The sequence below is a fragment of the Agromyces aureus genome (assembly GCF_001660485.1).
GTDB lineage: Bacteria > Actinomycetota > Actinomycetes > Actinomycetales > Microbacteriaceae > Agromyces > Agromyces aureus.
Window position 1 is genome coordinate 3,485,617 of the sequence record NZ_CP013979.1, and the last position, 22,450, is coordinate 3,508,066.

A 22,450-nucleotide genomic window follows, 5' to 3' on the forward strand; every position below is an offset into this window, starting at 1 on the left:
CGGGTCGGGCGACCTGAGGTCGAGGACTCCGCTGGAGTTCAGGGACTCCGGGATTCGGAGGGGAACCCGGGCCGGCGAGGAGAGGGCACCGGCCCGGGTGCTCGGTGGGGCTCCCGATCGGACGCCGGTGGCGGCATCCGATCGGGAGTCCCGGTCAGGGAAGGTCGTAGATGCCGACCTCGAAGAGCGAGTAGCCCCATTCGGTGCCGCGTTCGGTGAGGTTCAGCCGCACGTAGCGCGCGGTGCCCGCGGCGTCGAACGTGTCGATGCCGCCGTCGCCGCCGCTCACGGTCTTGATCGTCGACCAGTTCGATCCGTCGTTCGACACCTGCACGTCGTAGGACTTGGCGTGGGCCGCCTCCCACACGAGCTGGAACCGGTCGAACGACCTCGCCGATCCGAGGTCGACCTGGATCCAGCCGGTCGGCGCCCACTCGCCCGACCAGCGGGTCGCGGCGTTGCCGTCGAACGCCTGGCCCGGCGTGTAGTCGTCGCCCCACGTCTGGAAGCTCGACGCGGTCGCGGTCTTGCCGAGCGCGACGTTGCTGCCGGGCACCGCGGGCGGCACGACCTTGAACGACCGGGTCTCGACGCCCACGTTGCCCTTGCCGTCCTCGACGAAGACGTACGCCTTCCAGACGCCGAGCTTCTGCGGCGCGACCACGGTGATCGAGTTGCCGCTGCGCTGGTGCTCGACGTACTGCACCCCGCCGTTGCCGTCGATGTACTTCGAGTTGAAGAACGTGACGTACTTCAGGGCGTCGCCGTCGGGGTCGGTCACCGAGAGGTTGAACGTGAACGGCTGACCGGCCACGATCGAGCCGGAACCAGGGATCGACATCGAGCTGATGCGCGGCGGCGTGTTGCCGCCGGCCGCGGATCCGTTCCACATGTCGGCGACCGTGTAGTAGCCGAGCCGCTTGTTGCCGCCCGGGTTCACGTTGAACCACACGCCACCGAAGTCGCCCTCGAGGCCGTAGTGGAAGAACGTCGCGCCGAGACCGACGCCCTCGTGCTCGGAGATGCAGCGCCAGGAGTCGCGGAGCGCCTCGCCCTTCTCGATGTCGGTGGGTTCGTCGGGAACGCCGTTCGCGTCGTCGGGAACCTCCCACTCACCGGCCGCGCCGCCCTCGGTCACGATGTACGGCCAGTCGTAGTCGCCGTCCTGCCAGGTCTGGCGGATGTTGCAGACGTCGCCGTAGGAGTTCACCGCGAGCAGGTCGAGCGCCGGGGTGTTGGCCTTGTAGTACGGCCAAGAGCCGGTCCAGGCATCGGTCGAGGTGACCGGGTGGTTCGGGTCGATCTGCTTGATCGCGACGGCGACCTCGTTGACGTAGGCCGCGTAGGCGTTGCGCTCGGCTTCGAGCACGGCGCCCGAGAAGCAGTTCTGCAGGCCGAGGAGCGACTCGTTGCCCACGCTCCACATGAGGGTCGCGGGGTGCGACTTGTAGACGTTCACCCAGTTCAGGATGTCGGCCTTCGTCGTGGACTTGTAGGTCGCGTCGGTCGTGTAGTTGATGCATCCGCCCGACCCTGGGCCACCGCCGGGCAGCAGCCAGAAGCCGTTGACGACGCGCACGCCGTTCTTGGCCGCGGAATCGAGGAGCGTCTTCGTGTCGGCGCCGGTTCCCCAGGTGCGGGTCGTGTTCGCGCCCATCCCGGTCAGGCCGGGCATGTAGGTATCGGCCTCGGCGAACGAGGGACCCCACGTGAAGCCCTTGACCGTGTACGGCTTGCCATTCACCTGCAACGACCAGTTGCCGTTGCCGCCGGCGACCTTCACGACGCTCGGCGTCGTGAAGGGGCCGGGCTCGTTCGGATAGCCGGGGTCGACCTCACCCGGGTCGGTCGGGTCGGTCGGGTCGGTGGGATCGGTGGGATCGGTGGGATCGGTGGGATCGGTCGAGCCGGTGCCGGCCGTGCCGAACACCTGGAACTCCCAGAGCGAGTACCCGTAGCCGTTGGCGCGCGTGGTGCCGTGCAGGCGCACGTACCGACCCTGGCCGTCGACGTTCAGCGATTCATTGCCGCCAGGACCGGTGGTCGTCGAGTGGATCGTGGTCCACCCGCCCGTGCCGGTGTCGGAGACCTGGATCTCGTAGGCCTTGGCGTATGCGCCCTCCCAGCGGAGCTCGATGCGGTCGAGGTCGGACTTCTGCCCGAGGTCGACCTGGATCCATTGGGGGTCGCTCCACGTGCTCGCCCAGCGGGTGCCCGGGTCGCCGTCGAATGCGGCCTTGGCGGGCGTGTAGTCGGCACTCTCGACCGACGAGGCCGACGCGGTCTTGCCCTGCGAGAGGTTCACGGGCGCCGCGAAGGCGGCTTGGCCGGGCGACGCGAGCAGCGTCGCGACGAGTGCCGCGGCGATCGCGGCGCCGAGCGCGAGCGTGCGCGCCGGGGCACCACGTCTCGTCTGGATCGGCGGGTGGGAAGTCACGGTGAGGGTCTCCTCTGGTCACGCCGAGCCGCGGACGCGGTCGGCTGGTCGTCTCGTCATCGAGCCGCACGACCGCAGCAATGGTGATGCCTTGGATAGCGCTCTTACACCAGCGCGACCGAGTATCGTCCGAGGTTTTGTCCCCTGTCAAGGGGGTTTTTCGCGATGGTCGCCAACGCGTGTGCGGTGCTCGGGTACGCTCGAAGCGCGTGAATCCGCGTGTTTCCGGGGTTGATGCAGAGCTGACATGGCAGCGGCGACGCTCGGCACGCCACCTGAATTCGAACGGGATAGCGCTCTCAATCGAGCTCGGATGACGCCCGTGAACACTGCCGTTCGACACCGCATCGCGTCGAAAGCGCTCGATTCTCGGGAACCGTTCCCGCCATCCGCCATCTTTGCGACGATTCTCGGATAGCGCGATCCCATCGGTGCTAGGGTCGTCGCGTGGACAAGCACGCCGAACTGCGCACCCCGACGCTCGATGACGTCGCCCGCGTCGCCGGCGTGTCCCGGGCGACCGTCTCACGAGCGATCCGCGACACCAGGGGCGTCGCCGACGAGCTCAAGGAGCTCGTCGGCCGGGCGATTGCCGAGACCGGCTACGTGCCCAACCGCGCGGCGCGATCCCTCGCGAGCGGACGCACCGGCAGCGTGCTCGTCGCCGTCTCCGGTACCGATGCCGAGCCGGGTGCCGTCGCCGAGACCGACGTCTTCGCCGACCCGTTCTTCAGCCGGGTCATCAGCGGCGTCGTGCGAACGCTGCGCACCCTCGACATCCAACCCGTGCTGCTGCTCGTCGAGACCGACTCCGACCGGGCCGATGTGCTCGCGACCGTTCGCCAGGGCGCGGCCGACGGCGCGCTCCTCGTCTCCACGCACTCCGACGACCCGTTGCCCGCGGCATTCGCTGCCGCCGGTCTGCCGGCCGTCACCTTCGCCCGCCCCGCGAGCGGCGCACCGGTCAGCTTCGTCGACTTCGCCAACCACGACGGGGGCCGGCTCGCCGCAGAGCACCTCGCCGATCGGGGCGCCCGACGCGTCGCGCTCATCGCCGGCCCCGAAGACGTGCCGAGCGCGCAGGACCGCGCGCGCGGATTCCGCGACGCGATGGCCCGACGCGGGCAGGCGTTCCCGCCCACCGCGCACGGCGACTTCACCGTCGAGAGCGGCGAGCGCGCCATGGCCGAGATCCTCGAGCACGATCCCGCCGTCGACGGCGTCTTCGCGGCGAACGACCTCATGGCGCTCGGCGCGATGCACGAACTCCAGGCCCAGGGCCGTCGCATCCCCGACGACGTCGCGATCGTCGGCTTCGACGACTCCGTCATCGCGACGATCGCACGCCCCACCCTCACGAGCGTTCGGCAGCCGATCGAGGAGATGGCGGCGCAGATGGCACGCATCCTCGTCGCCCAGGTCAACGACCCCGGCCTTCGGCCGTCATCCGTGATCTTCGACCCCGTGCTCATCGCGCGCGGCAGCGCCTGACCCACCAGTCGGCCGGGTGAGGGCCCGTGTCGAGTCGGCCGATCGGCCGATTGACGCGGCGTCGCACGTGGGCGAGCGTGGAGAACGCCCGCCGTCCCCGGGCGGAGGACGGTACCCGATGAGCAATGAAGACGCACGACCAGGCGAGCACGCGATGCCCGACGGAGGAACATCACCCGCGTCACCCGCGTCACCCACGACGTCCACGGCCGCGCAGGTCGCCGCGCCCGCGACCGCCGCGACCTCGCGACCGCCGCGGATCCCGCCGCGCTGGTTCATCAGGACCGCCTGGGTCGTGCACCGCGGAATCTACCGCGCGACCCGCGGGCGCAAGGGCCTCTGGCCCGCGACCGCCGCGCGCTGGGGTGCGATGCGCCTGACGACCACGGGTCGCCGATCGGGCCTCGAGCGCTCCGTCATCGTCGCGTACCTCGAAGACGGACCGAACCTCGTGACCCTCGCGATGAACGGCTGGGCCGAGCCCGACCCCGCGTGGTGGCTGAACCTGCGCGCGGACCCCGACGCCGCGGTCGTGCTGCCCACGGGCCGTCGCGAGGTCCGGGCGCGGGCTGCGTCCGGCGCGGAGCGCACCCGGCTGTGGGCCGCGTGGCAGACCCATGGCGACGACGTCGAGGCGTTGGCAGCCAGGCGGCACCGCGAGACGGCGGTCGTGGTGCTCGAACCGCGCTGACCGGCGTCGACGCGACGGGTCAGCGCAGCGCGTGAGTCAGCGCAGCGCGGGAGTCAGCGCAGCGCGCCCACCGAGGCCAGGGCCTGACGCACGAGCAGCCCGCGACCGCCCTCGAACTCGTCGCCCACGGCGTCGGAGGCCGCGTCGCCCGGCGCCATCCAGGTGACCTCGAGCGCGTCCTGGCGCGGCTCGCAGGTGCCCGTCACGGGCACCACGAAGACGAGCGAGACCGCGTGCTGGCGGTCGTCGCTGAAGGGCGAGATGCCGGGCAGGGGGAAGTACTCGGCGACGGTGAACGGCACGGGGCTCGCCGGCAGCAGTGGGAACGCCATGGGACCGAGGTCCTTCTCGAGGTGGCGGAACAGTGCGTCGCGCACGGTCTCGCCGTACATGACCCGGCCCGAGACGAGCGTTCGGGTCATCTCGCCGACCGCGTTGGCGCGGAGCAGCACGCCCACCTCGGTGACCTGGCCGAGGCCGTCGACGCGCACCGGCACGGCCTCGACGTAGAGCAGCGGCAGTCGCCCGCGGATCTCGGCGAGCTCGAGGTCGCTCAGCCACCCGGGGTTCGTATTGGGGGTCGGCGCGCCCACGGGCTCGTCGTCGCCGTTCCAGTCGGGGTCGGGGGTGCGCACGCTCATGCCTCGATTCTGCCTCACGCCGCTAGCGTTGCAGCATGACGAGTGTGCAGATCGACGATGACGCGGTGATCTGGTCGGCTTCGGCCGCCGATCGGGAGGGCCGGCCGTTGCTCGTGCTCCTGCACGGGTTCAACTCGAACGAGGGCGATCTGTTCGGTCTCTCGCCGTACCTTCCGCTCGAGCCCGTCATCGCGTCGCTCCGGGCGCCGCTGCCCGCCGGGCCGGGGTTCGCGTGGTTCCCGCTGCTCGCGCAGGGCGCCGAGATGGCGATCGAGGGGGCGGATGCCGCGGTCGACGCGATCCTGGCCTGGCTCGACCGTGCAGCGCCCGACGTGAGCTCCGTCGGCCTGCTCGGCTTCTCGCAGGGCGGCGCGATCTCGCTCGAACTGCTGCGGCGAGCGCCCGAGCGCTTCGCGTACGTGGTGAACCTGGCCGGATTCGTGCTGCCCGGCGAACGCCAGGGCGACGGCGACGAGCGCCTCGCCGAGCTGCGCCCGCCGGTGTTCTGGGGGCGCGGCACGGCCGACCCCGTGATTCCCGAGGCCTCGATCGAGCGCACGCGCAGCTGGCTGCCGGTGCGTTCGACGCTCGACGAACGCATCTACGAGGGGCTCGGGCACTCCGTCTCGGAGCGGGAGCTCGCGGATGTCGCGGCCTTCGTCCGTGCGCAGGTGGCGGCCTGAGTCGGGTCTCGAGACGCTTCGCTCCTCGACCGGCGGGGCCTGGGGCGTCAGACGCCGGAGCCGGCTCCGCCGCCGCCCGAGGTGCGACCCTCGGCGGCCCAGCGCGCGGCGCGCTCCTTGTCACGCTCGGCGACGCGGATCTTCTCGGCACGCACGGCCGCCTGCGTCGCGCGCTCCTGCACGAGCCACTGCGGCGGCGCCTCGAGCAGGGCCTTGATCTCGGCGCTGGTCAGGGATTCGGTGACGCCGCTGCGCGCGAGGCCGGAGTTCGAGATGCCGAGCTTGGAGGCCACGACGGTGCGCGGGTGCGGGCCATCGCGGCGGAGGGTCTCGAGCCACTCGGGCGGGTCGGCCTGGAGCTTCGTGACCTCGTCGCGCGTGATCGTGCCCTCGCGGAACTCCTCGGGGGTCGCGTCGAGGAGGATCCCGAGCTTCTTGGCGGCGGTCTCGGGTTTCATCGACTGGGAGGCGTTCACCCTGATACGTTAGCCGGTCCGCCTGTGTGCGGCATCCGTCGTCATGGATGACACGCGCACAACGACCGTCCATCGAGGCGCGATAGCCTGTCATGGGCGTTTCCGTGGCACAGGAGGGGGCGAGATGACCCTGCAACTGCGCTATGTCGCCGGAGTGAGTCCGGCCAGGTGGCTGCGAGCCTGGAACGAGCGTCGACCCGACCTCGCGCTCGAGGCGCACCGCGTCGACGAGTCCGACCAGCTCGCGGGGCTTCGCGAGGGCGAGATCGACCTCGCGTTCGTGCGCCTGCCGATCGAGACCGAGGGCCTGCACGCCATCCCCCTGTGGGAGGAGCAGGCCGTGGCCGTGCTCCCGAAGGACCACGCGTTCGCCGACGCGGAGTCGCTGACCCTCGCCGACCTCGTCGACGAGCAGGTCGCCCCGGTTCAGGATGACGCGGCGATGACGATCGAGCTCGTGGCCGCGGGCACGGGCCTGGCGTTCCTGCCCCACGGCGTCGCCCGCCTGCACGCGCGCAAAGACGTGGTCGCCATTCCGGTGACGGATGCCGCGCCGACCCGCATCGCGCTCGTCTGGACCCTCGAACGCGACGACGCCGACATCCAGGAGTTCGTCGGCGTGGTGCGCGGACGCAAGGCGCAGAGCTCGCGCGGACACGCCGACGACGAGCCCGCGCTCTCGCCCGCGAAGGCCGCGAAGAAGGCCGCGGCCGAACGCCGCGCCGCCGAGGCGGCGAAGAAGGGCAAGGGCGGGAAGGCCGGAGGCAAGGGCGGCAAGTCCGCCCGTCCGGCTCCTCGCACGGGCTCCGGCGCGAAGCAGCGCAGCAAGCGGAGAGGCCGATGAGCGAACCCCGGCCGTTCCTGTTCCTCTCGGCGCGACCCGAGGTCGAGGCGGTCGGGCCGGAGTACGAGTCGATCCGCCGCGCCATGGCGGTCGATGCGGGCCGGCTCGAGCACGTCCGCCTCGACATCGAGTCGTTTCCGCAGACCGATCTCGCCGACTACGCCGGCGTGGTCGTCGGTGGCAGCCCGTTCAACGTGACGACGCCCGAGGAGCACAAGCACCCCGTGCAGCGCCGCGTCGAAGACGACCTCGCACGGGTCGCCGAGGCCGCGCTCGACGGCGGGCATCCGCTGCTGTTCACGTGCTACGGCATCGGCGTGCTCACGCGCCTGCTCGGCGGCGAGGTCGGCACCCGCCACGGCGAGGACGCCGCGGCCGTCGAGATCACGCTCACCGACGCGGGCGCCGAAGACCCGCTGACCGGGGTGCTCCCCCGCAGCTTCGACGCGCTCGTCGGCCACAAGGAGGCCACCGAGCGCCTGCCCGACGGCGCCGTGCTGCTCGCGTCGTCGGCGGCGTGCCCCGTGCAGGTCTACCGGGCCGGGGCGCGCGTCTACGCGACCCAGTTCCATCCAGAGGTCACCGCGCACGACTTCGTCGCGCGCGCGAACGTGTACCGCCACCACGGTTACTTCCCGGCGAGCGAACTTCGCGCCGTGAGCGACCGGTTGGCTGCGGCATCCGTCACCGAACCGCAGCGACTGCTTCGACGCTTCGCGGAGTTCGCGGGCGCCGACGGCTGACGCGTCGCATCGCCCGCGCCGCTCCCGACCGACGGCGCTCACGCGGGCAGCGCGGGCGGCACCCCGGGCGCTGAGGGCGCTGCAGGAAACAGGCGACGCAGCACGAGCCGCTGGCCGAGCGTCCACGAGACGGTGATGAGCAGGTAGACCGCCGCGGCGAGCGGCACGAACATCGCGACCACCGCCGTCACGAACTGCAGGAGGCCCAAGACGTTCTGCATGCTGGCGAGCCCCGGCAGTTGGCCGGGCTCGGATGCGGAAGACGACGACCTCGACGCGGATGCCGCACCCGCCGCCGCGACCGGCCGGAACGCCCGCCGGGTGACCTCGCCGACCAGGGCGATGAGCAGCACGATCGCGCCGAACACGGCGATGGTCGCGGGGGTCGCCGTGCCGGCAGCGAGGGATCCCGCGAGGCTCGAGCCGAGGGGCACGCCGAACAGCGTGTGCGTGAGCAGGTCGTTCGGGTGCCCGGCGATGACCGGCAGGATGAACAGCGCGTAGATGACGCCGACCACGGGGATCTGCACGAGCATCGGCAGGCAGCCGGCGAAGGGCGACGTGCCCTCCTCGGCGTAGAGCGCCATCATCTCGCGCTGCAGGCGTTCGGGATTCGCCTTGTGCTTGCGCTGGAGTTCGGCCAGGCGAGGCGCGAGCCGTGCGCGGGTGCGCTCGGCCTTCGCCTGCGAGACGCCGACGGGAATGAGGGCGGTTCGCACGAGCAGCGTCACGAGCACGATCGCGAGCGCGGCGCTCGCACCGCCGGCGAGCGGTTCGAGCAGGTCGGTGAGGCCCATGAGCAGCGAGTAGGCGACGTCGAGCACGGCGGCGATGGGCGGAAAGGCGTAGAGGTCCATGAGGTTCCTTGCGGTCGGAGCGGAGTGGGAGTCCGTCTGGCCGCGAGAGCGCAGGGTCGCCGATGCACCCGCGAGCGCGGGGCAGTGGGTCGAATGTCGCTACGCGGCCTGCATGGCGCCGCCCGGCGCCCTGGGACGCGGGCGACCTGCCGCGTCGGGGTCGCTCTGCGCGATGAGGCGCCCCGGATCGACCGTCTGGCGGTGCCGCAGCGACGCGCTGCTGGCGTCGGCGCCGACGAGGGAGGGAACCGCCCGGTAGGACGTCACGATGACCGCGACCGCGGCGATCGAGAGCGCGCCGATGACGATGGCCGTGAGGTGCGCGTCGCCCGCGAGCTGCGGTTCGAGCACGCCCTGGATCAGGCGCAGGAGGGCGACGACGTGGTCCACGTGCGCCTCCTCTGCGGTCGGGATCAGACCTTCACGCTAACACTGGAGTGACCGCGCGGCGACGCACGCCGACCCCCGGAAACGCCGACGAGCGGATGCCGGTGGGTACCGGCATCCGCTCGGGCGGGTGTTGTCGCGGGTCAGGCGCGCTTGTTGCGCGTGATCAGGCCGTAGATGAGCAGCACGATGATCGAGCCGCCGATGGCGAGCAGCCAGGTGCCGAGGTCCCAGAACTCGGTCAGCGGGCGGTTCAGGATCAGGCTGCCGAGCCAGCCGCCGAGCAGCGCGCCGACGACGCCGAGCAGCAGCGTGATGAACCAGCCGCCGCCCTGCTTGCCCGGGAGGATGAGCTTGGCGATGGCACCGGCGATCAGGCCGAGGAGGAGGAATCCGAGGAAACTCACTGTAGTGCTCCTTGTATCGGGGGTTGGAGGAGTACCACTGAACCACGGGGCGCCACCGTGTGGCTGGCCCTTGCGCTGCACGTCTTGGACGCGCTATATACGCGGGCGGGGCCGTCGAGGATCGCGCAGGGCGGGCGCGTCAGCCGAGGTCGTCGCCCCAGCCGGTCGACTCCCCCGCGGCCGCGATCGTCTGCGGCACGCCCCACGGGTTGGCCGTCTGCAGCGGCTCGGGCAGCAGCGACTCCGGCGCGCCCTGGTAGGCGACCGGCCGGAGGAACCGGGTGATGGCGGCCGTGCCGACCGAGGTCGACGAGTCGTTCGTGGTCGCCGGCCACGGTCCGCCGTGCTGCATCGCGGGCGTCACCGCGACGCCCGTCGGCCAGCCGCCGAACAGCACGCGACCGGCGTGCTCGGTGAGCACGCGCACCAGGGCCTGCAGCTCAGCGGCATCCTCGCCGGCCGCGGCGTGCACGGTCGCCGTGAGGTTGCCGTCGAGCAGGGTCGGCACGAGGGCCGCGAGGTCGGTGCCGGGCGCCACCTCGACGAGCACCGAGAGCGGGCCGAACGATTCCTCGAGGATCTCGTCGCGCCCCGCCGCGAGGTCGTCGAGCGAGACCGCGACGATCGTCGGCGTGACCCAGCCCTGCCCGGATCCGTCGAGCTCCACGCGGCCCTCGGCCACCGCACGCACGCCGGGGGCGGCCAGCACGGCCTCGCGGCGCTCGGCGTAGCCCGCGGCGATGCGCGGGTTCAGCAGCCGGTGCGGGGCGACGGATGCCGCGGCATCCGCGATGCCCTGCTCGAGCCCGTGCCCGGCGGGAACGAACACGAACCCGGGCTTGGTGCAGAGCTGCCCGGCCGAACCGCTGACGCTCGTGACGAAGCCCGCGACGATCTCGTCGGCGCGCTCGTCGAGCGCCGCCTGGGTCACGAACACGGGGTTGAGGCTGCCGAGCTCGCCGAAGAAGGGGATCGGCACCGGGCGCGCGGCCGCGATGCCTGCGAGGAACTGGCCCGCCGGGATCGAGCCGGTGAACGCGCCGGCCTTCACGCGCGGGTCCTCGAGGATCTCGACGCCCTCCTGCTGCCCCGTGACGACCTGGAACACGCCGTCGGGCATGCCCGCGGCGGCGAGCGCCTCGGCGACGATCGCGGCCGTGCGCTCGGTGAGCTCGGGGTGGCCCGGGTGCCCCTTGAGGATCACCGGGCAGCCGGCGGCGAGCGCCGAGGCGGTGTCGCCGCCCGCGACCGAGAACGCGAACGGGAAGTTCGACGCCGCGAAGTTCACGACCGGGCCGAGCGGCACGAGGTAGCGGCGCACGTCGGGGCGGGGTCCGAGCGCGAAGGCCGGATCGGCCTGGTCGATGCGCACGTCGAGGTACGCGCCGTCGGCGACGGCCTCGGCGAACATCCGGAGCTGCACGGCCGTTCGGCGGAGCTCGCCGCGCAGGCGCGCCTCGGCGAGGCCCGTCTCGGCCATGCCGACCTCGACGAGCGAGTCGGCGTTCGCCTCGAGCGCGTCGGCCACCGCCACGAGCGCCTTCGCACGGTCGCGCGGGTTCGTGTCGGCGAACGGCCGGGCGGCTGCGGCGGCGTTCGCCGCGATGGTCTCGAGCTCGGGGGTCATCTGGGTCTCCTGCATGGTGCGGTTCGGTGCGGTGCGGTGCGGGGTCGGAGCCGGTCGGGTCGGGGGGTCAGAACTGGAAGCCGGTCGGGAACGGGTCGCTCGGGTCGAGCAGGTACTGCGCGGTGCCCGTGACCCAGGCCCGGCCGGTGATGGTCGGGATCACGGCGGGTCGGCCGTCGACCTCGGTCTCGCCGATGAGGCGACCGACGAAGCGGCTGCCGATGAACGACTCGTTGACGAAGTCGGTGTCGAGCGCGAGCTCGCCGCGCGCCCAGAGCTCGGCCATGCGTGCCGACGTGCCGGTGCCGCACGGCGAGCGGTCGAACCATCCGGGGAAGATGGCCATGGCGTGGCGCGACAGCGCGGCATCCGACCCGGGGGCGATGAACTCGACGTGGTGGCAGTGGTCGACGCCGTCGATGAACGGATGCCGCGGCGGCGCGGTCTCGTTGATGGCCGCCATGATCGCGAGGCCGGCCGTCACGATCTCCTGCTGGCGTTCGCGGTCGAACGGGAGCCCGACCGCGTCGAGGTCGACCATGGCGTAGAAGTTGCCGCCGAACGCCATCGAGTACGGGATCGTGCCGTAGCCGGGCACCTCGACGGTGGCGTCGAGCGCCTCGACGTAGCTCGGCACGTTCTCGATGGTCACCGAGTCGGCATGGCCGTCGGTCACCGCCACCCGCGCGATCACGAGCCCGGCGGGGGTGTCGAGCCGGATCTCGGTGACGGGCTCGACGACGTCGACCATGCCCGTCTCGACGAGCACCGTGGCCACGCCGATGGTGCCGTGCCCGCACATCGGCAGGCATCCGCTCACCTCGATGTAGACGACGCCCCAGTCGCAGTCGGGCCGGGTCGAGGGCTGGAGGATGGCGCCGCTCATCGCGGCGTGGCCGCGCGGTTCGTTCATGAGGAACAGCCGCAGGTCGTCGAGGTGCTCCATGAAGTGGAGCCGCTTCTCGTTCATCGTCGCGCCGGGAATGACCCCGACGCCGCCGGTCACGACGCGCGTGGGCATGCCCTCGGTGTGCGAGTCGACGGCCGAGATGACCCGGTTCGAGCGCATGTGTTCCTCCTGCTCCGGACGGCCGGACTCAGCGGCTCGCGATGTAGTCGAGCGCCTTCTGCGTGTCGCGGCGCACCTGCGCCTCGTGCTCGGCCGACAGCGGGCCGCGCGGAGGACGTGTCGGTCCACCGTAGCTCTGCCCGGCGATGTCGATCGACAGCTTGATGGCCTGCACGAACTCGGTCTTCGAGTCCCAGCGGAACACCGCGACGAGCTGCGTGTAGAGCGTGCGCGCCTCGTCGATGCGGCCCGCCTTCACGAGGTCGTAGATCTCGACGGCCTCCTTCGGGAACGCGTTCGGGTAGCCGGCGAACCAGCCCGTCGCACCCACCACGAGCGACTCGAAGAGCAGGTCGTCGGCGCCGGCGATGACGTCGATGTCGCAGAGTTCCTTGATCTCGAGCACCCGGCGGATGTCGGCCGTGAACTCCTTGATCGCGACGACGTTCTCGAGTTGGGCGAGCTCGGCGACGAGGTCGGGCGTGAGGTCGACCTTCGTGTCGAACGGGTTGTTGTAGAGCATGATCGGCAGGCCGACCTCGTTCAGGCGCGTGTAGTGCTCGACGACCTCGCTGCGGCTCGCGCGGTAGATCGTCGGCGGCAGGGCGAGCACGCCGTCGGCGCCGTCCTCCTTGGCGTACTCGGCCCACTGCACGGCCTGGTGCCAGCCGACGCCGTGCACGCCCGCGACGACGAGTCCGCGACCCGCGACGGTCTCGACGGCGACCTGGATCACCTTGCGACGCTCGGCGTCGGTGAGGCTCGAGTACTCGCCGAGCGATCCGTTCGGGCCGACGCCGCGGCATCCGTTCTCGATGAGGAAGTCGCAGTGCGCGGCGAACCGGTCGTAGTCGACGGCGAGGCCTGCGGGCGCGGAGGCGTCCTCCTTGAAGGCGAGCGTGGTCGCGACGACGACGCCGCCGAGGTCGAACTTCTGGGTGGTCATGGGTGTCCTTTCTCGGACGGTCGGTGCGTGATGGTGTTGGGGTCTCTGCCGGCCAGTTCGCCGAGGCGCAGTGGCGAGGCGATGGGTCGGCGGTCGGTGGTGACGGATGCCGCGGGGCTGCCGACGATCTCCTCGACCGTTCGCCCGCAGATGCGCCCCTGGCAGATGCCGAGGCCGGCGCGGGTCGTGAGCTTCATCGAGCGGAGGCCGCTCGCGCAGGTCGCCTCGCGCGTCTCGCGCAGGCGCCCGTAGGGCACCTCCTCGCAGCGGCAGACGACGGTGTCGTCCTCGAGCCACGTGGTCCAGCCCGAGCGGATGCCGTGCGCGGCCTCGATGCGGGCGGCGAAGCCCGTGAAGGTGCGGCGTGCGCCGACGGCCGCGGCGAGGTCGGCGTCGCGCGGGCTGCCGCCGGCGGCGACGTGACCGGCGATCTCGCCCTCGGCGAGGGCCGCGTCGACGCCGCCGATGCCGGTGATCTCGCCGGCGGCGTAGACGCCGGGAACGCTCGTGGCCTGGCTCTCGTCGACACGCACGAAGCGCTCGGGGGTGAGGTCGCATCCGGCGGCGATCGGCAGTTCGAGTCGTGGCGTGAACCCGTGGCTCACGCACACGGCGTCGACCTCGATGCGGCGCTCGGTGCCGGCGATCGGCGACCAGTCGGCGTCGACCTCGGCGACCGTGACGGCCTCGACCCGGTCGGTGCCGTGCGCGGCGACGACCGCCCGTCCGGTGACGTACGGGATGCGGTGCCGCAGGTGGGTGCCGACGTAGCCCGCGAGTTCGCCGCCCTTCTTCGCGGCGCCCACGAGCTGCCACGGCTTCGGCAGCCACCCCTTCACGAGCGCCGACACGCGGCTCGCCTCGTAGACGCCGAGCACCTTCGCGCCGGTCGCGGCGACCGAGGCGGCGACGGGCAGCAGGAACGGTCCGGCTCCGGCGATGACGACCCGCTCGCCCAGGGCCACGCGCTCGCCCTTCGCGAACGCCTGCGCCGCGCCGGCCGTGAAGACGCCGGGCAGGTCCCATCCGGGGAACGGCAGCGTGCGGTCGTGCGCGCCCGTGGCGAGCACGAGCGCGTCGGGGCGGAACGTGCGGCCCCGCCGGGCGGTGCCGTCGGGCGGGCCCACGAGCACGTGCACGGCGACGGGGGCGGCCTCGCCCGCGGCATCCGCCTGCTCGATCGCCCAGACCTGCGCGCCGAGCACGATCTCGCAGCCCGGGTCGCGGTCGAGCTCCTCGTGCAGCGCGGTGTAGGTCGACCAGCCGTGGTGCAGCGCGCGCTCGTTCGCCGAGGGACGCGACGCTGGCAGGTGGCGCCAGTACTGGCCGCCCGTGGCGTCGACGGCATCGAGCAGGGTCACGGATGCCCCGCGCTCGCGGGCGGCCTTCGCTGCGGCGAGTCCGGCGGGGCCGGCGCCGACCACGAGCACCGTGCGCGCGGCGGGCGCACCGGCGGCGGGCGCACCGGCGGCGGGCGCACCGGCGGCCGGCGTCGCGGGAGTGGCGGGGCTCATCGCGCCGCCTCGGGGAGCTCGTCGTGCTGCGTCTCGACGACGTCGCCGTCGGTCGCGCGTCGCTGGCACGCCCGCACGTCGCGTTCGCCGTTGACCGTCACGATGCAGTCGAAGCACACGCCGATGCCGCAGAAGAGTCCGCGGGGTCGACCGTCGACCGAGGTCCTGCGCCACGCGAGCCGCCCCGTCGCGAGCACGACGCCGGCGATGGTCTGGCCCTCGACGCCGTCGACCGCTTCGCCGTCGACCGAGATGCCGACGGGGCGCTCACCCCTCGGCCGGATCGGGTCGTGCCGCGAGGGCATCATGCGCGCGGCCATCAGGCGGCCTCCTCGGTCTCGGGCAGCAGGTGCGGTGCGAGCGACGCACGGTCGAGGCCGAACGGGGCGGCGTCGATGGGCGAGGGCGTGCCGAGCAGGCCGGCGACGAGCAGCTCGGCGGTCGCGAGCGAGAGCCCGATGCCCGCGCCCTCGTGCCCGCTCGCGTGCCAGAGCCCCGGCACCCGGTGGTCTTCGCCGATCACGGGAAGGTGGTCGGGCATGAACGGACGGAACCCGCCGTAGGTGCGCATGATCGAGGCGCCCGCGAGGAACGGGAACAGGCGCAGCGCCTTGCCCGCGACCTCGCGGATCACGTCGACGCGCAGGCGCTCGTCGAACCCGACCTGCTCACGGCTGGAGCCGAGCAGCACCGTGCCCGCCGCCGTCGACTCGACGACGCTCGAGGTCTGCAGCGCGGCATCGGACGACTGGGTGGCGCCGAAGTAGTCGCCGTCGTAGACCTTGTGGAACACGCGGTGCGGCATGCGCGTGGTGACGAGCACCATGCCGCGGCGGGGCTTCACGGGCAGGCGAACGCCCATGGCGCCCGCGACCTCGCCCGACCAGGGTCCGGCCGCGATGAGCACGGCGCCGGCGGCCACGTCGCCGGCATCGGTGGTCACGCCCGACACGCGGCCGTCTGCATCGCGCATCGCACCGGTCACCGTGACGCCCGTTCGCACGATCGCGCCGTGGCGGCGGGCCGACGCGAGCAGCGCCTCGGTTGCGATGACGGGCTGCACCTGCGCGTCGTCGGGGTAGTGCACCGCGGCGGTGATCGCCGGGTTCAGCCACGGCTCGAGCGCGAGCGCGTCGGCGACGGACACCGCGCGGGCGTCGACGCCGGCCACGCGCTGGGTCGCGGCGAAGGCCAGCAACGGCTCGGCACCGGCATCCGTCGTCGCCACCACCAGGCCGCCCTTGCGCTCGTACTCGAGCGAGGGGAACGCGGCACCGCGCTCGTCGGCGAGCTCGTCGGCGAGCTCGGCCACGAGGGCGGGCCAGAGCGACGAGGCGTAGACGGCGAGGTCGAGTTCGGCGCCGGGCCCCTTGTCGGAGACGAGCAGGTTGCCCTCGCCCTTCGCACTGGTTCCGGATGCCGCGGCTCCGCGTTCGAGCACGGTGACGCCCACCCCGGCCATCGCGAGTGCGCGGGCGCAGGCCGCGCCGACGATGCCGGCGCCCACGATGACGACGTCGGTGATCATGGCGCTCCTCTCATCGGCGACTGGCGCTCATCAGTAATATGTCACATACCCACTGGGAGCACAACGGGTCGGTCCGCGAAGACGCGGATGCACAGCCCTAGGCTGGCCGCATGGCCGTCGACGAGTCCGACCGGAGCACGCCGTCCCCGCTGAGCATCGCGCTCGCCTCGGTGCTCGAGCGTGCGCGGCCGAAGACATCGGGAGCCGTCGCCACGTACATCCCCGAGCTCGCACGCGCAGACCCCGACCAGCTCGGCATCGCGCTCGCGAGCGTGCGCGGCACCGTGCACGAGGCCGGCGACAGCGACGCCGAGTTCACGATCCAGTCGGTCTCCAAGCCGTTCGTGCTCGCCCTGGCGCTCGAGCAGTCCGGGCTGGCCGAAGTGACCAGGCACGTCGGCCTCGAACCGAGCGGCGAGCCGTTCAACGCCATCAGCCTCGACGAGCACACCGGTCGGCCGCTCAACCCGATGATCAACGCGGGCGCCATCGTGACCAGCTCGCTCGTGCGCGGCGACCGCGCCGACGAGAAGTTCGCGGTGATCAGCGCCGGCCTCTCGGCCTTCGCCGGCCGCTCGCTCGACGTCGACGAGGCCGTGTACTCCTCCGAACAGGCGACCGGCGACCGCAACCGCGCGCTCGCCTACCTCGCACGGTCGGCCGGCACGCTCGCGTCGAGCGCCGAGGTCGCGACGACGGCGTACTTCCGGCAGTGCTCGCTCACGGTCACGGCGCGCGACCTCGCGATCATGGCCGCGACGCTCGCCAACGGCGGCGTGAACCCCATCACGCGCGAACGCGTCGTCAGCGAGGACGTCGCGCGCTGGACGACCGCGGTCATGACCAGCTGCGGCATGTACGACGCCTCGGGCGAGTGGCTCGTGCGCGTCGGCCTGCCCGCCAAGAGCGGCGTCGGCGGGGGCATCGCGGCCCTGCAGCCCGAGCAGTTCGGCATCGGCACGTTCAGCCCCCGGCTCGACGCGCGCGGCAACAGTGTGCGCGGCGTCGCCGTGCTCGAGCAACTCAGCGAGCGCCACGGCCTGCACATGCTCCAGCACCGCGAGACCCCGCTCTCGCCGATCGACGAGATCTCGGTCGGCGGCGGCTCCGACGAGGTCGCCGGCGACGAGGTCGTCGCGATGCTCCGCGGCGAGCTGAACTTCGGCAATGTCGAGGAGGTGCTCACCCGCCTCATGCCGCTGCTCGAGTCCGAGGGCCGGCTGGTGCTCGACTTCGGGGCGGTCACGCGGGTCGGCGCACCCGCGGTGCGCCTGCTGCTCTGGGCAGCGGATGCCGCGGGCCCGGCGCCCGACGGACTCCCCCGCGTCGAGCTGCGCGACCCCGACGGCGTGCTCGACGTCGATCTCGCCGACTGAGGGGTTATCGTGTCCGCGCGGGTTTGCGCTATCCGATGAGGCTGACGGCCCGCGCGATGACGAGGGCGAGCAGGACGAAGCCGCCGAACGACTCGAGTGACATGAGCAGCTTCGCTCGGGTCGTGAGCGGCATCGTGTCGGTGGGGCTGAAGGCCATCGAGTTCGACAGCGAGAAGTAGAAGTAGTCGACGAATCCGGCGGTCCAGTCCGACTTGAGCGATGAGCCTGCCGCGACTTCGACGATGGTGTCGTCATCTTCATCCTGCGGGAAGCGGAAGTCGGCGTTCGGCAGGTCCGACCGCTTGGCCATCGTCCGCATGACCGGTCCACCTCGATCGATCTCCCAGAACAGCAGGGCGAACCCGATCACGTTCACCACCCAGACCTGCAGGGCGGATTGCAGCAATGACGGGCCGTCGCCATTCCCGCGGACGAGGACCAGGACCAGGAGAACCAGAGTGATCTGGTTGGAGATCACCACGATGATCGCGAGGGTCAGCGAGGCGATGCGCGACCATGTCGTCTGCGTGTTGAAGCGGTGCGGGTTGAGGATGATCAGCGGGATCAGCAGCAAGATGCCGATGGCGACCGTCACGTACCGCTGGACCGTGATGAGATCGTTCGGCAGCGCGCCGTACAGGGCGAGCGCGACGACGAGCGCGAAGACCGCCGGCCACCTGTGCTCGATACGGGCACGACGGGTCTCATGTTGTTCCACGCCCGAAGTCTAGGTTGACGACTCCCTACTCGGCCTCGGGGTTGCCCGCCCACCACCCGAGCGTGTGGTGGATGTGCCGGTGCATGAGCGCGCGCGCCCCGGCCGCGTCGCCGTCGGCGAGGTGCCGCAGCAGCTCGAGGTGCTCGGCGGCGGACTCGTCGAGCGCCTTCGTCTCGAGCATGTCCGAGAGGCCGACGAGCCGGGTGCGCGAGCGCAGGTCGGCGACCGTGTCGACGAGGAGGCCGTTGCCGAGCAGGCGGGTGAGCGCGAGGTGGAACGACAGATCGGCCTCGAGGTAGGCGCGCAAATCGCCCGTGCGCGCGCCGACGACGATCTGCTCGGCGAGCGCCCGCAGCGCGGGCAGCTGCTCGGCCGGGAAGCGACGCGCGAGTTCCTCCATCGCGGGCGGCTCGAGCAGCTGGCGCACCTCGACGATCTCGCGCAGCACCTCTGGGCTCACGGTCGTGACCCGGAAGCCCTTGTTGCGCACGGGCTCGACGAACCCGCGGCTCTCGAGGTCGAGCATGGCCTCGCGCACGGGCGTCGCCGAGACGTCGAACTGGGCGGCGAGGGTCGGCACGGTCAGGAGTTCACCGGGGGCGAGCTCGCCCGAGATGATCGCCGCCGACAGGGCCTGTTCGACCCGCGCCCGCAGGCTCAGCTGCGGTTCGACGGGGCGGATCGCCGTGACGGCCATCTCGTTGTCCTCTCTGTGGGCGGATTCTCTGCGGGCGGAGTCACGCACGCCGGCGGCGGTCTGCCGGTCACTGCTCGCGCATCCAGGTCTCGATGCCGGCCGCGTCGATCGGCAACGCGGCCGACAGCACCTCCGAGCCAGCGGCCGTGACCAAAATGTCGTCCTCGAGGCGCACGCCGATGCCTCGGAGCTCGGGCGGCAGGGTCGTGTCGAACGCGTGGAAGTAGAGGCCGGGCTCGACGGTGAGCACCATTCCGGGCGCCATCTCGGCCTGCTGGTACGCCTCGTAGCTCGAGTGCGCGCAGTCGTGCACGTCGAGGCCGAGGTGGTGGCCGACGCCGCACACGAGGTAGCGGCGGTGGTGCTGCCCCTCTGGCGAGAGCGCCTCGTCGACCGAGACGGGCAGCAGCCCCCAGTCGGCGAGCCCGTTCGCGATGACCTCCATCGAGGCGGTGTGGAAGTCGCTCCACGGGCGGCCGGGGCCGACGGCCGCGAGTCCGGCGCGGTGCGAGCGCTCGACGAGGTCGTGCACCTCGCGCTGGGCGGTGCTGAACGTTCCGGATGCCGGGAACGTGCGCGTGACATCCGCCGTGTAGAACGTACGGCTCTCGACGCCCATGTCGAGCAGCAGCAGTTCGTCGCGCTTGACCGGGCCGTCGCAGCGCACCCAGTGCAGGGTCGGCGCGTGCTCCGCCGAGCCGACGATGGTCGAGTACCCGGGGCCGTTGCCGAACGTGCGCGCGTAGCGGTCGAACGTGCCCTGCAGCCAGCGTTCGCCGCCCCATTCGATCGCGTTCGGGATCTCGCGGATGACGCTGCGGAACCCCTCGACCGTCGCGTCGACCGCGCGGCGCAGCTCGCCGATCTCCCAGTCGTCCTTGATCATGCGGAGTTCGGAGAGCACCCGCCCGAGCTCCGTCGAGCGTCGGATGCCGCGGAGGGCCGCATGCTCGGAGTTCGCCGTGCCGAACCGCAGCACGTCGTCGCTCGGCCGCACGAGGTCGCCCAGGCGCTCGAGCGGCTGCACCTCGAGGTCGAGCGCGGCCGCCCAGTCGGACGCGTCGGGCGCCGATCCGACCCAGAGCTCGCCGTGCGCGGCGTCGCTGAAGAAGTCGGGGTCGCCGGGGTAGGCCGGGGCCGGCACGAACAGGGTGGCGTCGTGGGCCGACCCCGACGGCGTCAGCACGACGACGGCGTCTTCGGCGGAGCATCCGGTCAGCCAGAAGAAGTCGCTGTCGGGGCGGAAGTCGTAGTTCGTGTCGTTCGCGCGCACGGGTGCTCGGCCGGCCTCGACGACGACCGTGCGGCCGGGCAGCGAGGCGCTCAGCCTGGCCCGGTGGGCAGCGGATGCCGCGGCGGCGCCCGGTTCGACGGGCGGGGTGCGGTCGGGGGCGGCCCATCCGGTGGCCATGTACTCGCGGAACGCGGTCACTTCGCGGAGGCGCGGCAGCCGCGGGTCACGGGTCGATGGGGCCGGCATCGAGGAGGCCGAGGCGGGCCCGGTGGGGTGCTCGTGCGTGAGCGTGCCCGGTTCGTTCATCGTGCGATTCTCCTTCGACTCCGCTGTGTAATGGGTGACATACTACGCTGCGGCGGCTCGTCCCTGCCGAGCGGGCGGAGATCAGTCGTCGAGCAGCCGCTCGAAGAGCACGTGATCCTGCCAACGCCCCGCGATGCGCAGGTAGCGACGCGCGAGGCCGATGCGCGCGAACCCGTTGCGCTCGAGCACGGTCTGCGAGGCGGCGTTGTGCACGAGGGTTCCGGCCTGCACCCGATGCAGGCCCGCCCGGCGCGCGGCGTGCAGGGCGACGCCGACGGCCGTGGTCGCGAGCCCCCGCCCCGTGTACTCACCGTCGATCCAGTATCCGAGGTTGGCGTTCTGGAAGGCCCCGCGCACCACGTCGGAGAGGTTCATGCGACCGATGATCCCGGCCCCGTCGGTCGTGCCGTCGACGAGCACCAGCGCGATCGCCGTGCCCGCATGCATGCGATCGAGCAGGGCCGTGACCTCGCGCTCGTGCGTGCCCGTATGGAAGAACGACTCGGTGCGCTCGGGCTCCCACGGCTCGAGGTGCTCGCGATTGCGCCGGTAGGCCGCGGCGAGCGCGGGTCCGTCGCCGGCTGCGAGCGCGCGCACGATCACGCCCCCGTCGAGCTCGACCGGTTCGATCATCGCGGCGCCCACCTCTCGTCGGCCGCACGACGATCCGGGCGAGCGGATGCCGCGTGGCAGCCAACCACGCTAGCAGCCGTCCCTGCCCGGTCGACGGCTGGGGCCGACGGGTCGGGCGATGGGCCGGGCGCCGGCGGCCGACGCGGCACAGGCGGCCCGCCGCGGCATCCGCTCGACCGAGGAGGTACGCGCAGTGCCTCCCATGCGAGCCCGGGCCGACGTAGCGTGGAGGCATGGGAGACGTGCGCGCCGACATCCGGGAGTTCCTGAGCTCCAGGCGCGCCCGCATCACGCCCGACCAGGCCGGGCTTCCGGCCTACGGCGGCAACCGGCGGGTGCCGGGCCTGCGCCGCGAGGAGGTCGCGATGCTCGCGGGCGTCTCGGTCGACTACTACGTGCGCCTCGAACGCGGCGACCTGGCCGGGGCGTCCGAGAGCGTGCTCGACTCGCTGGCGCGCACCCTGCAGCTCGACGACGCCGAACGCGAGTACCTGTTCGATCTCGCCCGCGCGGCCGGACCCGCGCCGAGACGCGCGTCGAAGCCGAAGGCGTCAGTGCGGCCCGCCGTGCTGCAGGTGCTCGAGGCCTTCGGCGATGCGCCGGCGTGGGTACGCAACGGCCGTCACGACATCCTCGCCGCGAACCGCATGGCGCGCGCCCTGTACTCCCCCGTCTTCGACGACCCGCGGCGGCCCGTGAACACGACCCGCTTCGCGTACCTGAACCCGGCGGCCCGCGAGTTCTGGCGCGACTACGACCAGATCACGCACGACGCCGCGGCGATGCTGCGCCTCGAGGCCGGGCGCAATCCGCACGACCCCGGGCTGATCACCCTCGTCGGCGAGCTGTCGACGCAGAGCGAGCTGTTCCGCGAGCGGTGGGCGTCGCGCGACGTGAAGTTCCACCGCAGCGGGCGCAAGCGCCTGCACCACCCCGTGGTCGGCGACCTCGACCTCGACTACGAGTCGATGGACCTGCCGAGCGAACCCGGTCTCGTGCTGAACGTCTACACGGCGCCCGCCGGATCGCCGTCGTCCGACGCGCTGGCGCTGCTCGCCTCGTGGGCCGCGACGAACGCAGAAGCCCTCGGTGAAGCGGATGCCGCGGTGCCTCCCCGAGCGCGAGGTGGCACATGAGCTGCCCTG

Annotated in this window: 23 protein-coding genes; 7 read left to right on the forward strand and 16 right to left on the reverse strand. The window is 72.1% G+C overall.

The genetic code is table 11. The features are described 5' to 3' along the window. Positions 1–154 precede the first annotated feature (154 nt). Complete coding sequence (locus tag ATC03_RS15600) at positions 155–2,437, reverse strand: discoidin domain-containing protein (RefSeq protein ID WP_067879055.1); 2,283 nt, start codon at positions 2,435–2,437, stop codon at positions 155–157. Between the two features lie 447 nt (positions 2,438–2,884). Between ATC03_RS15600 and ATC03_RS15605 the strand changes: the two genes are divergently transcribed. Continuing rightward, complete coding sequence (locus ATC03_RS15605) at positions 2,885–3,928, forward strand: LacI family DNA-binding transcriptional regulator (RefSeq protein ID WP_152030983.1); 1,044 nt, start codon at positions 2,885–2,887, stop codon at positions 3,926–3,928. Between the two features lie 118 nt (positions 3,929–4,046). After that, complete coding sequence (locus tag ATC03_RS15610) at positions 4,047–4,619, forward strand: nitroreductase/quinone reductase family protein (RefSeq protein WP_227820126.1); 573 nt, start codon at positions 4,047–4,049, stop codon at positions 4,617–4,619. Between the two features lie 53 nt (positions 4,620–4,672). Here the strand turns inward: ATC03_RS15610 and ATC03_RS15615 are convergent, their stop codons facing one another. Further along, positions 4,673–5,260: an NUDIX hydrolase family protein gene (locus ATC03_RS15615; protein ID WP_067879058.1), complete on the reverse strand. Its 588-nt coding sequence runs from the start codon at positions 5,258–5,260 to the stop codon at positions 4,673–4,675. A gap of 35 nt (positions 5,261–5,295) precedes the next feature. Here ATC03_RS15615 and ATC03_RS15620 point away from each other — a divergent pair, with 35 nt between their 5' ends. Further along, complete coding sequence (locus ATC03_RS15620; RefSeq protein ID WP_067879061.1) at positions 5,296–5,943, forward strand: alpha/beta hydrolase; 648 nt, start codon at positions 5,296–5,298, stop codon at positions 5,941–5,943. A gap of 47 nt (positions 5,944–5,990) precedes the next feature. Here the strand turns inward: ATC03_RS15620 and ATC03_RS15625 are convergent, their stop codons facing one another. Further along, complete coding sequence (locus ATC03_RS15625) at positions 5,991–6,401, reverse strand: DUF5997 family protein (protein ID WP_067882394.1); 411 nt, start codon at positions 6,399–6,401, stop codon at positions 5,991–5,993. Positions 6,402–6,543: 142 nt separating this feature from the next. Between ATC03_RS15625 and ATC03_RS15630 the strand changes: the two genes are divergently transcribed. Both ATC03_RS15630 and ATC03_RS15635 read left to right on the forward strand, forming a co-directional pair. Continuing rightward, on the forward strand, positions 6,544–7,263 hold the full coding sequence (locus ATC03_RS15630; protein WP_067879064.1) for a LysR family substrate-binding domain-containing protein: 720 nt from the start codon (positions 6,544–6,546) through the stop codon (positions 7,261–7,263). Next, positions 7,260–8,006 (forward strand): glutamine amidotransferase, encoded by a 747-nt coding sequence (locus tag ATC03_RS15635; protein ID WP_067879067.1) that lies wholly within the window; start codon positions 7,260–7,262, stop codon positions 8,004–8,006. Before ATC03_RS15630 ends, ATC03_RS15635 begins: the two co-directional genes overlap by 4 nt. 38 nt (positions 8,007–8,044) lie before the next feature. Here ATC03_RS15635 and ATC03_RS15640 read toward each other — a convergent pair whose 3' ends face one another. From ATC03_RS15640 to ATC03_RS15680, 9 genes are all read right to left on the reverse strand, one after another. Continuing rightward, positions 8,045–8,863 carry a YidC/Oxa1 family membrane protein insertase gene (locus ATC03_RS15640; RefSeq protein WP_067879071.1) on the reverse strand — a complete coding sequence of 273 codons (819 nt, stop codon included), beginning with the start codon at positions 8,861–8,863 and terminating at the stop codon, positions 8,045–8,047. 99 nt (positions 8,864–8,962) lie between these two features. Further along, positions 8,963–9,253 carry a DUF6412 domain-containing protein gene (locus ATC03_RS15645; RefSeq protein ID WP_067879074.1) on the reverse strand — a complete coding sequence of 97 codons (291 nt, stop codon included), beginning with the start codon at positions 9,251–9,253 and terminating at the stop codon, positions 8,963–8,965. Positions 9,254–9,393: 140 nt separating this feature from the next. Further along, a complete protein-coding gene (locus ATC03_RS15650) occupies positions 9,394–9,657 on the reverse strand; it encodes a GlsB/YeaQ/YmgE family stress response membrane protein (protein WP_067879077.1) in 264 nt (87 codons plus the stop codon). 139 nt (positions 9,658–9,796) lie between these two features. Further along, positions 9,797–11,284, reverse strand: a complete 1,488-nt coding sequence (locus tag ATC03_RS15655) for an aldehyde dehydrogenase (NADP(+)) (protein WP_227820127.1) — start codon at positions 11,282–11,284, stop codon at positions 9,797–9,799. A gap of 67 nt (positions 11,285–11,351) precedes the next feature. After that, the gene (locus tag ATC03_RS15660) at positions 11,352–12,353 is read right to left on the reverse strand and encodes a proline racemase family protein (protein WP_067879081.1); all 1,002 of its coding nucleotides are present in this window, start codon (positions 12,351–12,353) and stop codon (positions 11,352–11,354) included. Between the two features lie 28 nt (positions 12,354–12,381). Further along, entirely contained in the window at positions 12,382–13,299 is a 918-nt protein-coding gene (locus ATC03_RS15665; RefSeq protein WP_067879084.1) for a dihydrodipicolinate synthase family protein, read from the reverse strand. After that, positions 13,296–14,813: an FAD-dependent oxidoreductase gene (locus tag ATC03_RS15670; protein WP_084003555.1), complete on the reverse strand. Its 1,518-nt coding sequence runs from the start codon at positions 14,811–14,813 to the stop codon at positions 13,296–13,298. The genes ATC03_RS15665 and ATC03_RS15670 overlap by 4 nt, the downstream gene beginning before the upstream one ends. Continuing rightward, entirely contained in the window at positions 14,810–15,133 is a 324-nt protein-coding gene (locus ATC03_RS15675) for a (2Fe-2S)-binding protein (protein WP_067879088.1), read from the reverse strand. The genes ATC03_RS15670 and ATC03_RS15675 overlap by 4 nt, the downstream gene beginning before the upstream one ends. After that, a complete protein-coding gene (locus ATC03_RS15680; RefSeq protein ID WP_067879091.1) occupies positions 15,133–16,341 on the reverse strand; it encodes an NAD(P)/FAD-dependent oxidoreductase in 1,209 nt (402 codons plus the stop codon). The genes ATC03_RS15675 and ATC03_RS15680 overlap by 1 nt, the downstream gene beginning before the upstream one ends. 110 nt (positions 16,342–16,451) lie before the next feature. On the opposite strand from ATC03_RS15680, the gene glsA reads away from it, so the two are divergent. Next, positions 16,452–17,717: a glutaminase A gene (gene glsA, locus ATC03_RS15685; RefSeq protein WP_067879094.1), complete on the forward strand. Its 1,266-nt coding sequence runs from the start codon at positions 16,452–16,454 to the stop codon at positions 17,715–17,717. Positions 17,718–17,745: 28 nt separating this feature from the next. On the opposite strand, the gene ATC03_RS15690 is transcribed toward glsA, so the two are convergent. From ATC03_RS15690 to ATC03_RS15705, 4 genes are all read right to left on the reverse strand, one after another. After that, entirely contained in the window at positions 17,746–18,435 is a 690-nt protein-coding gene (locus ATC03_RS15690) for a hypothetical protein (RefSeq protein WP_067879097.1), read from the reverse strand. Between the two features lie 25 nt (positions 18,436–18,460). Continuing rightward, positions 18,461–19,132, reverse strand: a complete 672-nt coding sequence (locus tag ATC03_RS15695; protein ID WP_067879100.1) for a GntR family transcriptional regulator — start codon at positions 19,130–19,132, stop codon at positions 18,461–18,463. 67 nt (positions 19,133–19,199) lie between these two features. Further along, positions 19,200–20,672 (reverse strand): aminopeptidase P family protein, encoded by a 1,473-nt coding sequence (locus ATC03_RS15700; protein ID WP_227820128.1) that lies wholly within the window; start codon positions 20,670–20,672, stop codon positions 19,200–19,202. Between the two features lie 81 nt (positions 20,673–20,753). Continuing rightward, a complete protein-coding gene (locus ATC03_RS15705; RefSeq protein ID WP_179947886.1) occupies positions 20,754–21,305 on the reverse strand; it encodes a GNAT family N-acetyltransferase in 552 nt (183 codons plus the stop codon). A 233-nt stretch (positions 21,306–21,538) separates the two neighbouring features. Between ATC03_RS15705 and ATC03_RS15710 the strand changes: the two genes are divergently transcribed. Further along, entirely contained in the window at positions 21,539–22,441 is a 903-nt protein-coding gene (locus tag ATC03_RS15710) for a helix-turn-helix transcriptional regulator (RefSeq protein ID WP_067879102.1), read from the forward strand. Positions 22,442–22,450: the final 9 nt, after the last annotated feature.

Coding starts and splice junctions, on each gene's coding strand:
- glsA (WP_067879094.1), top strand. CDS start 16,452: ATGGCCGTCGACGAGTCCGACCGGAGCACGCCGTCCCCGCTGAGCATC.
- ATC03_RS15615 (WP_067879058.1), bottom strand. CDS start 5,260: ATGAGCGTGCGCACCCCCGACCCCGACTGGAACGGCGACGACGAGCCC.
- ATC03_RS15705 (WP_179947886.1), bottom strand. CDS start 21,305: ATGATCGAACCGGTCGAGCTCGACGGGGGCGTGATCGTGCGCGCGCTC.
- ATC03_RS15700 (WP_227820128.1), bottom strand. CDS start 20,672: ATGAACGAACCGGGCACGCTCACGCACGAGCACCCCACCGGGCCCGCC.
- ATC03_RS15635 (WP_067879067.1), top strand. CDS start 7,260: ATGAGCGAACCCCGGCCGTTCCTGTTCCTCTCGGCGCGACCCGAGGTC.
- ATC03_RS15640 (WP_067879071.1), bottom strand. CDS start 8,863: ATGGACCTCTACGCCTTTCCGCCCATCGCCGCCGTGCTCGACGTCGCC.
- ATC03_RS15610 (WP_227820126.1), top strand. CDS start 4,047: ATGAGCAATGAAGACGCACGACCAGGCGAGCACGCGATGCCCGACGGA.
- ATC03_RS15660 (WP_067879081.1), bottom strand. CDS start 12,353: ATGCGCTCGAACCGGGTCATCTCGGCCGTCGACTCGCACACCGAGGGC.
- ATC03_RS15655 (WP_227820127.1), bottom strand. CDS start 11,284: ATGACCCCCGAGCTCGAGACCATCGCGGCGAACGCCGCCGCAGCCGCC.
- ATC03_RS15695 (WP_067879100.1), bottom strand. CDS start 19,132: ATGGCCGTCACGGCGATCCGCCCCGTCGAACCGCAGCTGAGCCTGCGG.
- ATC03_RS15665 (WP_067879084.1), bottom strand. CDS start 13,299: ATGACCACCCAGAAGTTCGACCTCGGCGGCGTCGTCGTCGCGACCACG.
- ATC03_RS15620 (WP_067879061.1), top strand. CDS start 5,296: ATGACGAGTGTGCAGATCGACGATGACGCGGTGATCTGGTCGGCTTCG.
- ATC03_RS15630 (WP_067879064.1), top strand. CDS start 6,544: ATGACCCTGCAACTGCGCTATGTCGCCGGAGTGAGTCCGGCCAGGTGG.
- ATC03_RS15675 (WP_067879088.1), bottom strand. CDS start 15,133: ATGGCCGCGCGCATGATGCCCTCGCGGCACGACCCGATCCGGCCGAGG.
- ATC03_RS15625 (WP_067882394.1), bottom strand. CDS start 6,401: ATGAAACCCGAGACCGCCGCCAAGAAGCTCGGGATCCTCCTCGACGCG.
- ATC03_RS15710 (WP_067879102.1), top strand. CDS start 21,539: ATGGGAGACGTGCGCGCCGACATCCGGGAGTTCCTGAGCTCCAGGCGC.
- ATC03_RS15680 (WP_067879091.1), bottom strand. CDS start 16,341: ATGATCACCGACGTCGTCATCGTGGGCGCCGGCATCGTCGGCGCGGCC.
- ATC03_RS15670 (WP_084003555.1), bottom strand. CDS start 14,813: ATGAGCCCCGCCACTCCCGCGACGCCGGCCGCCGGTGCGCCCGCCGCC.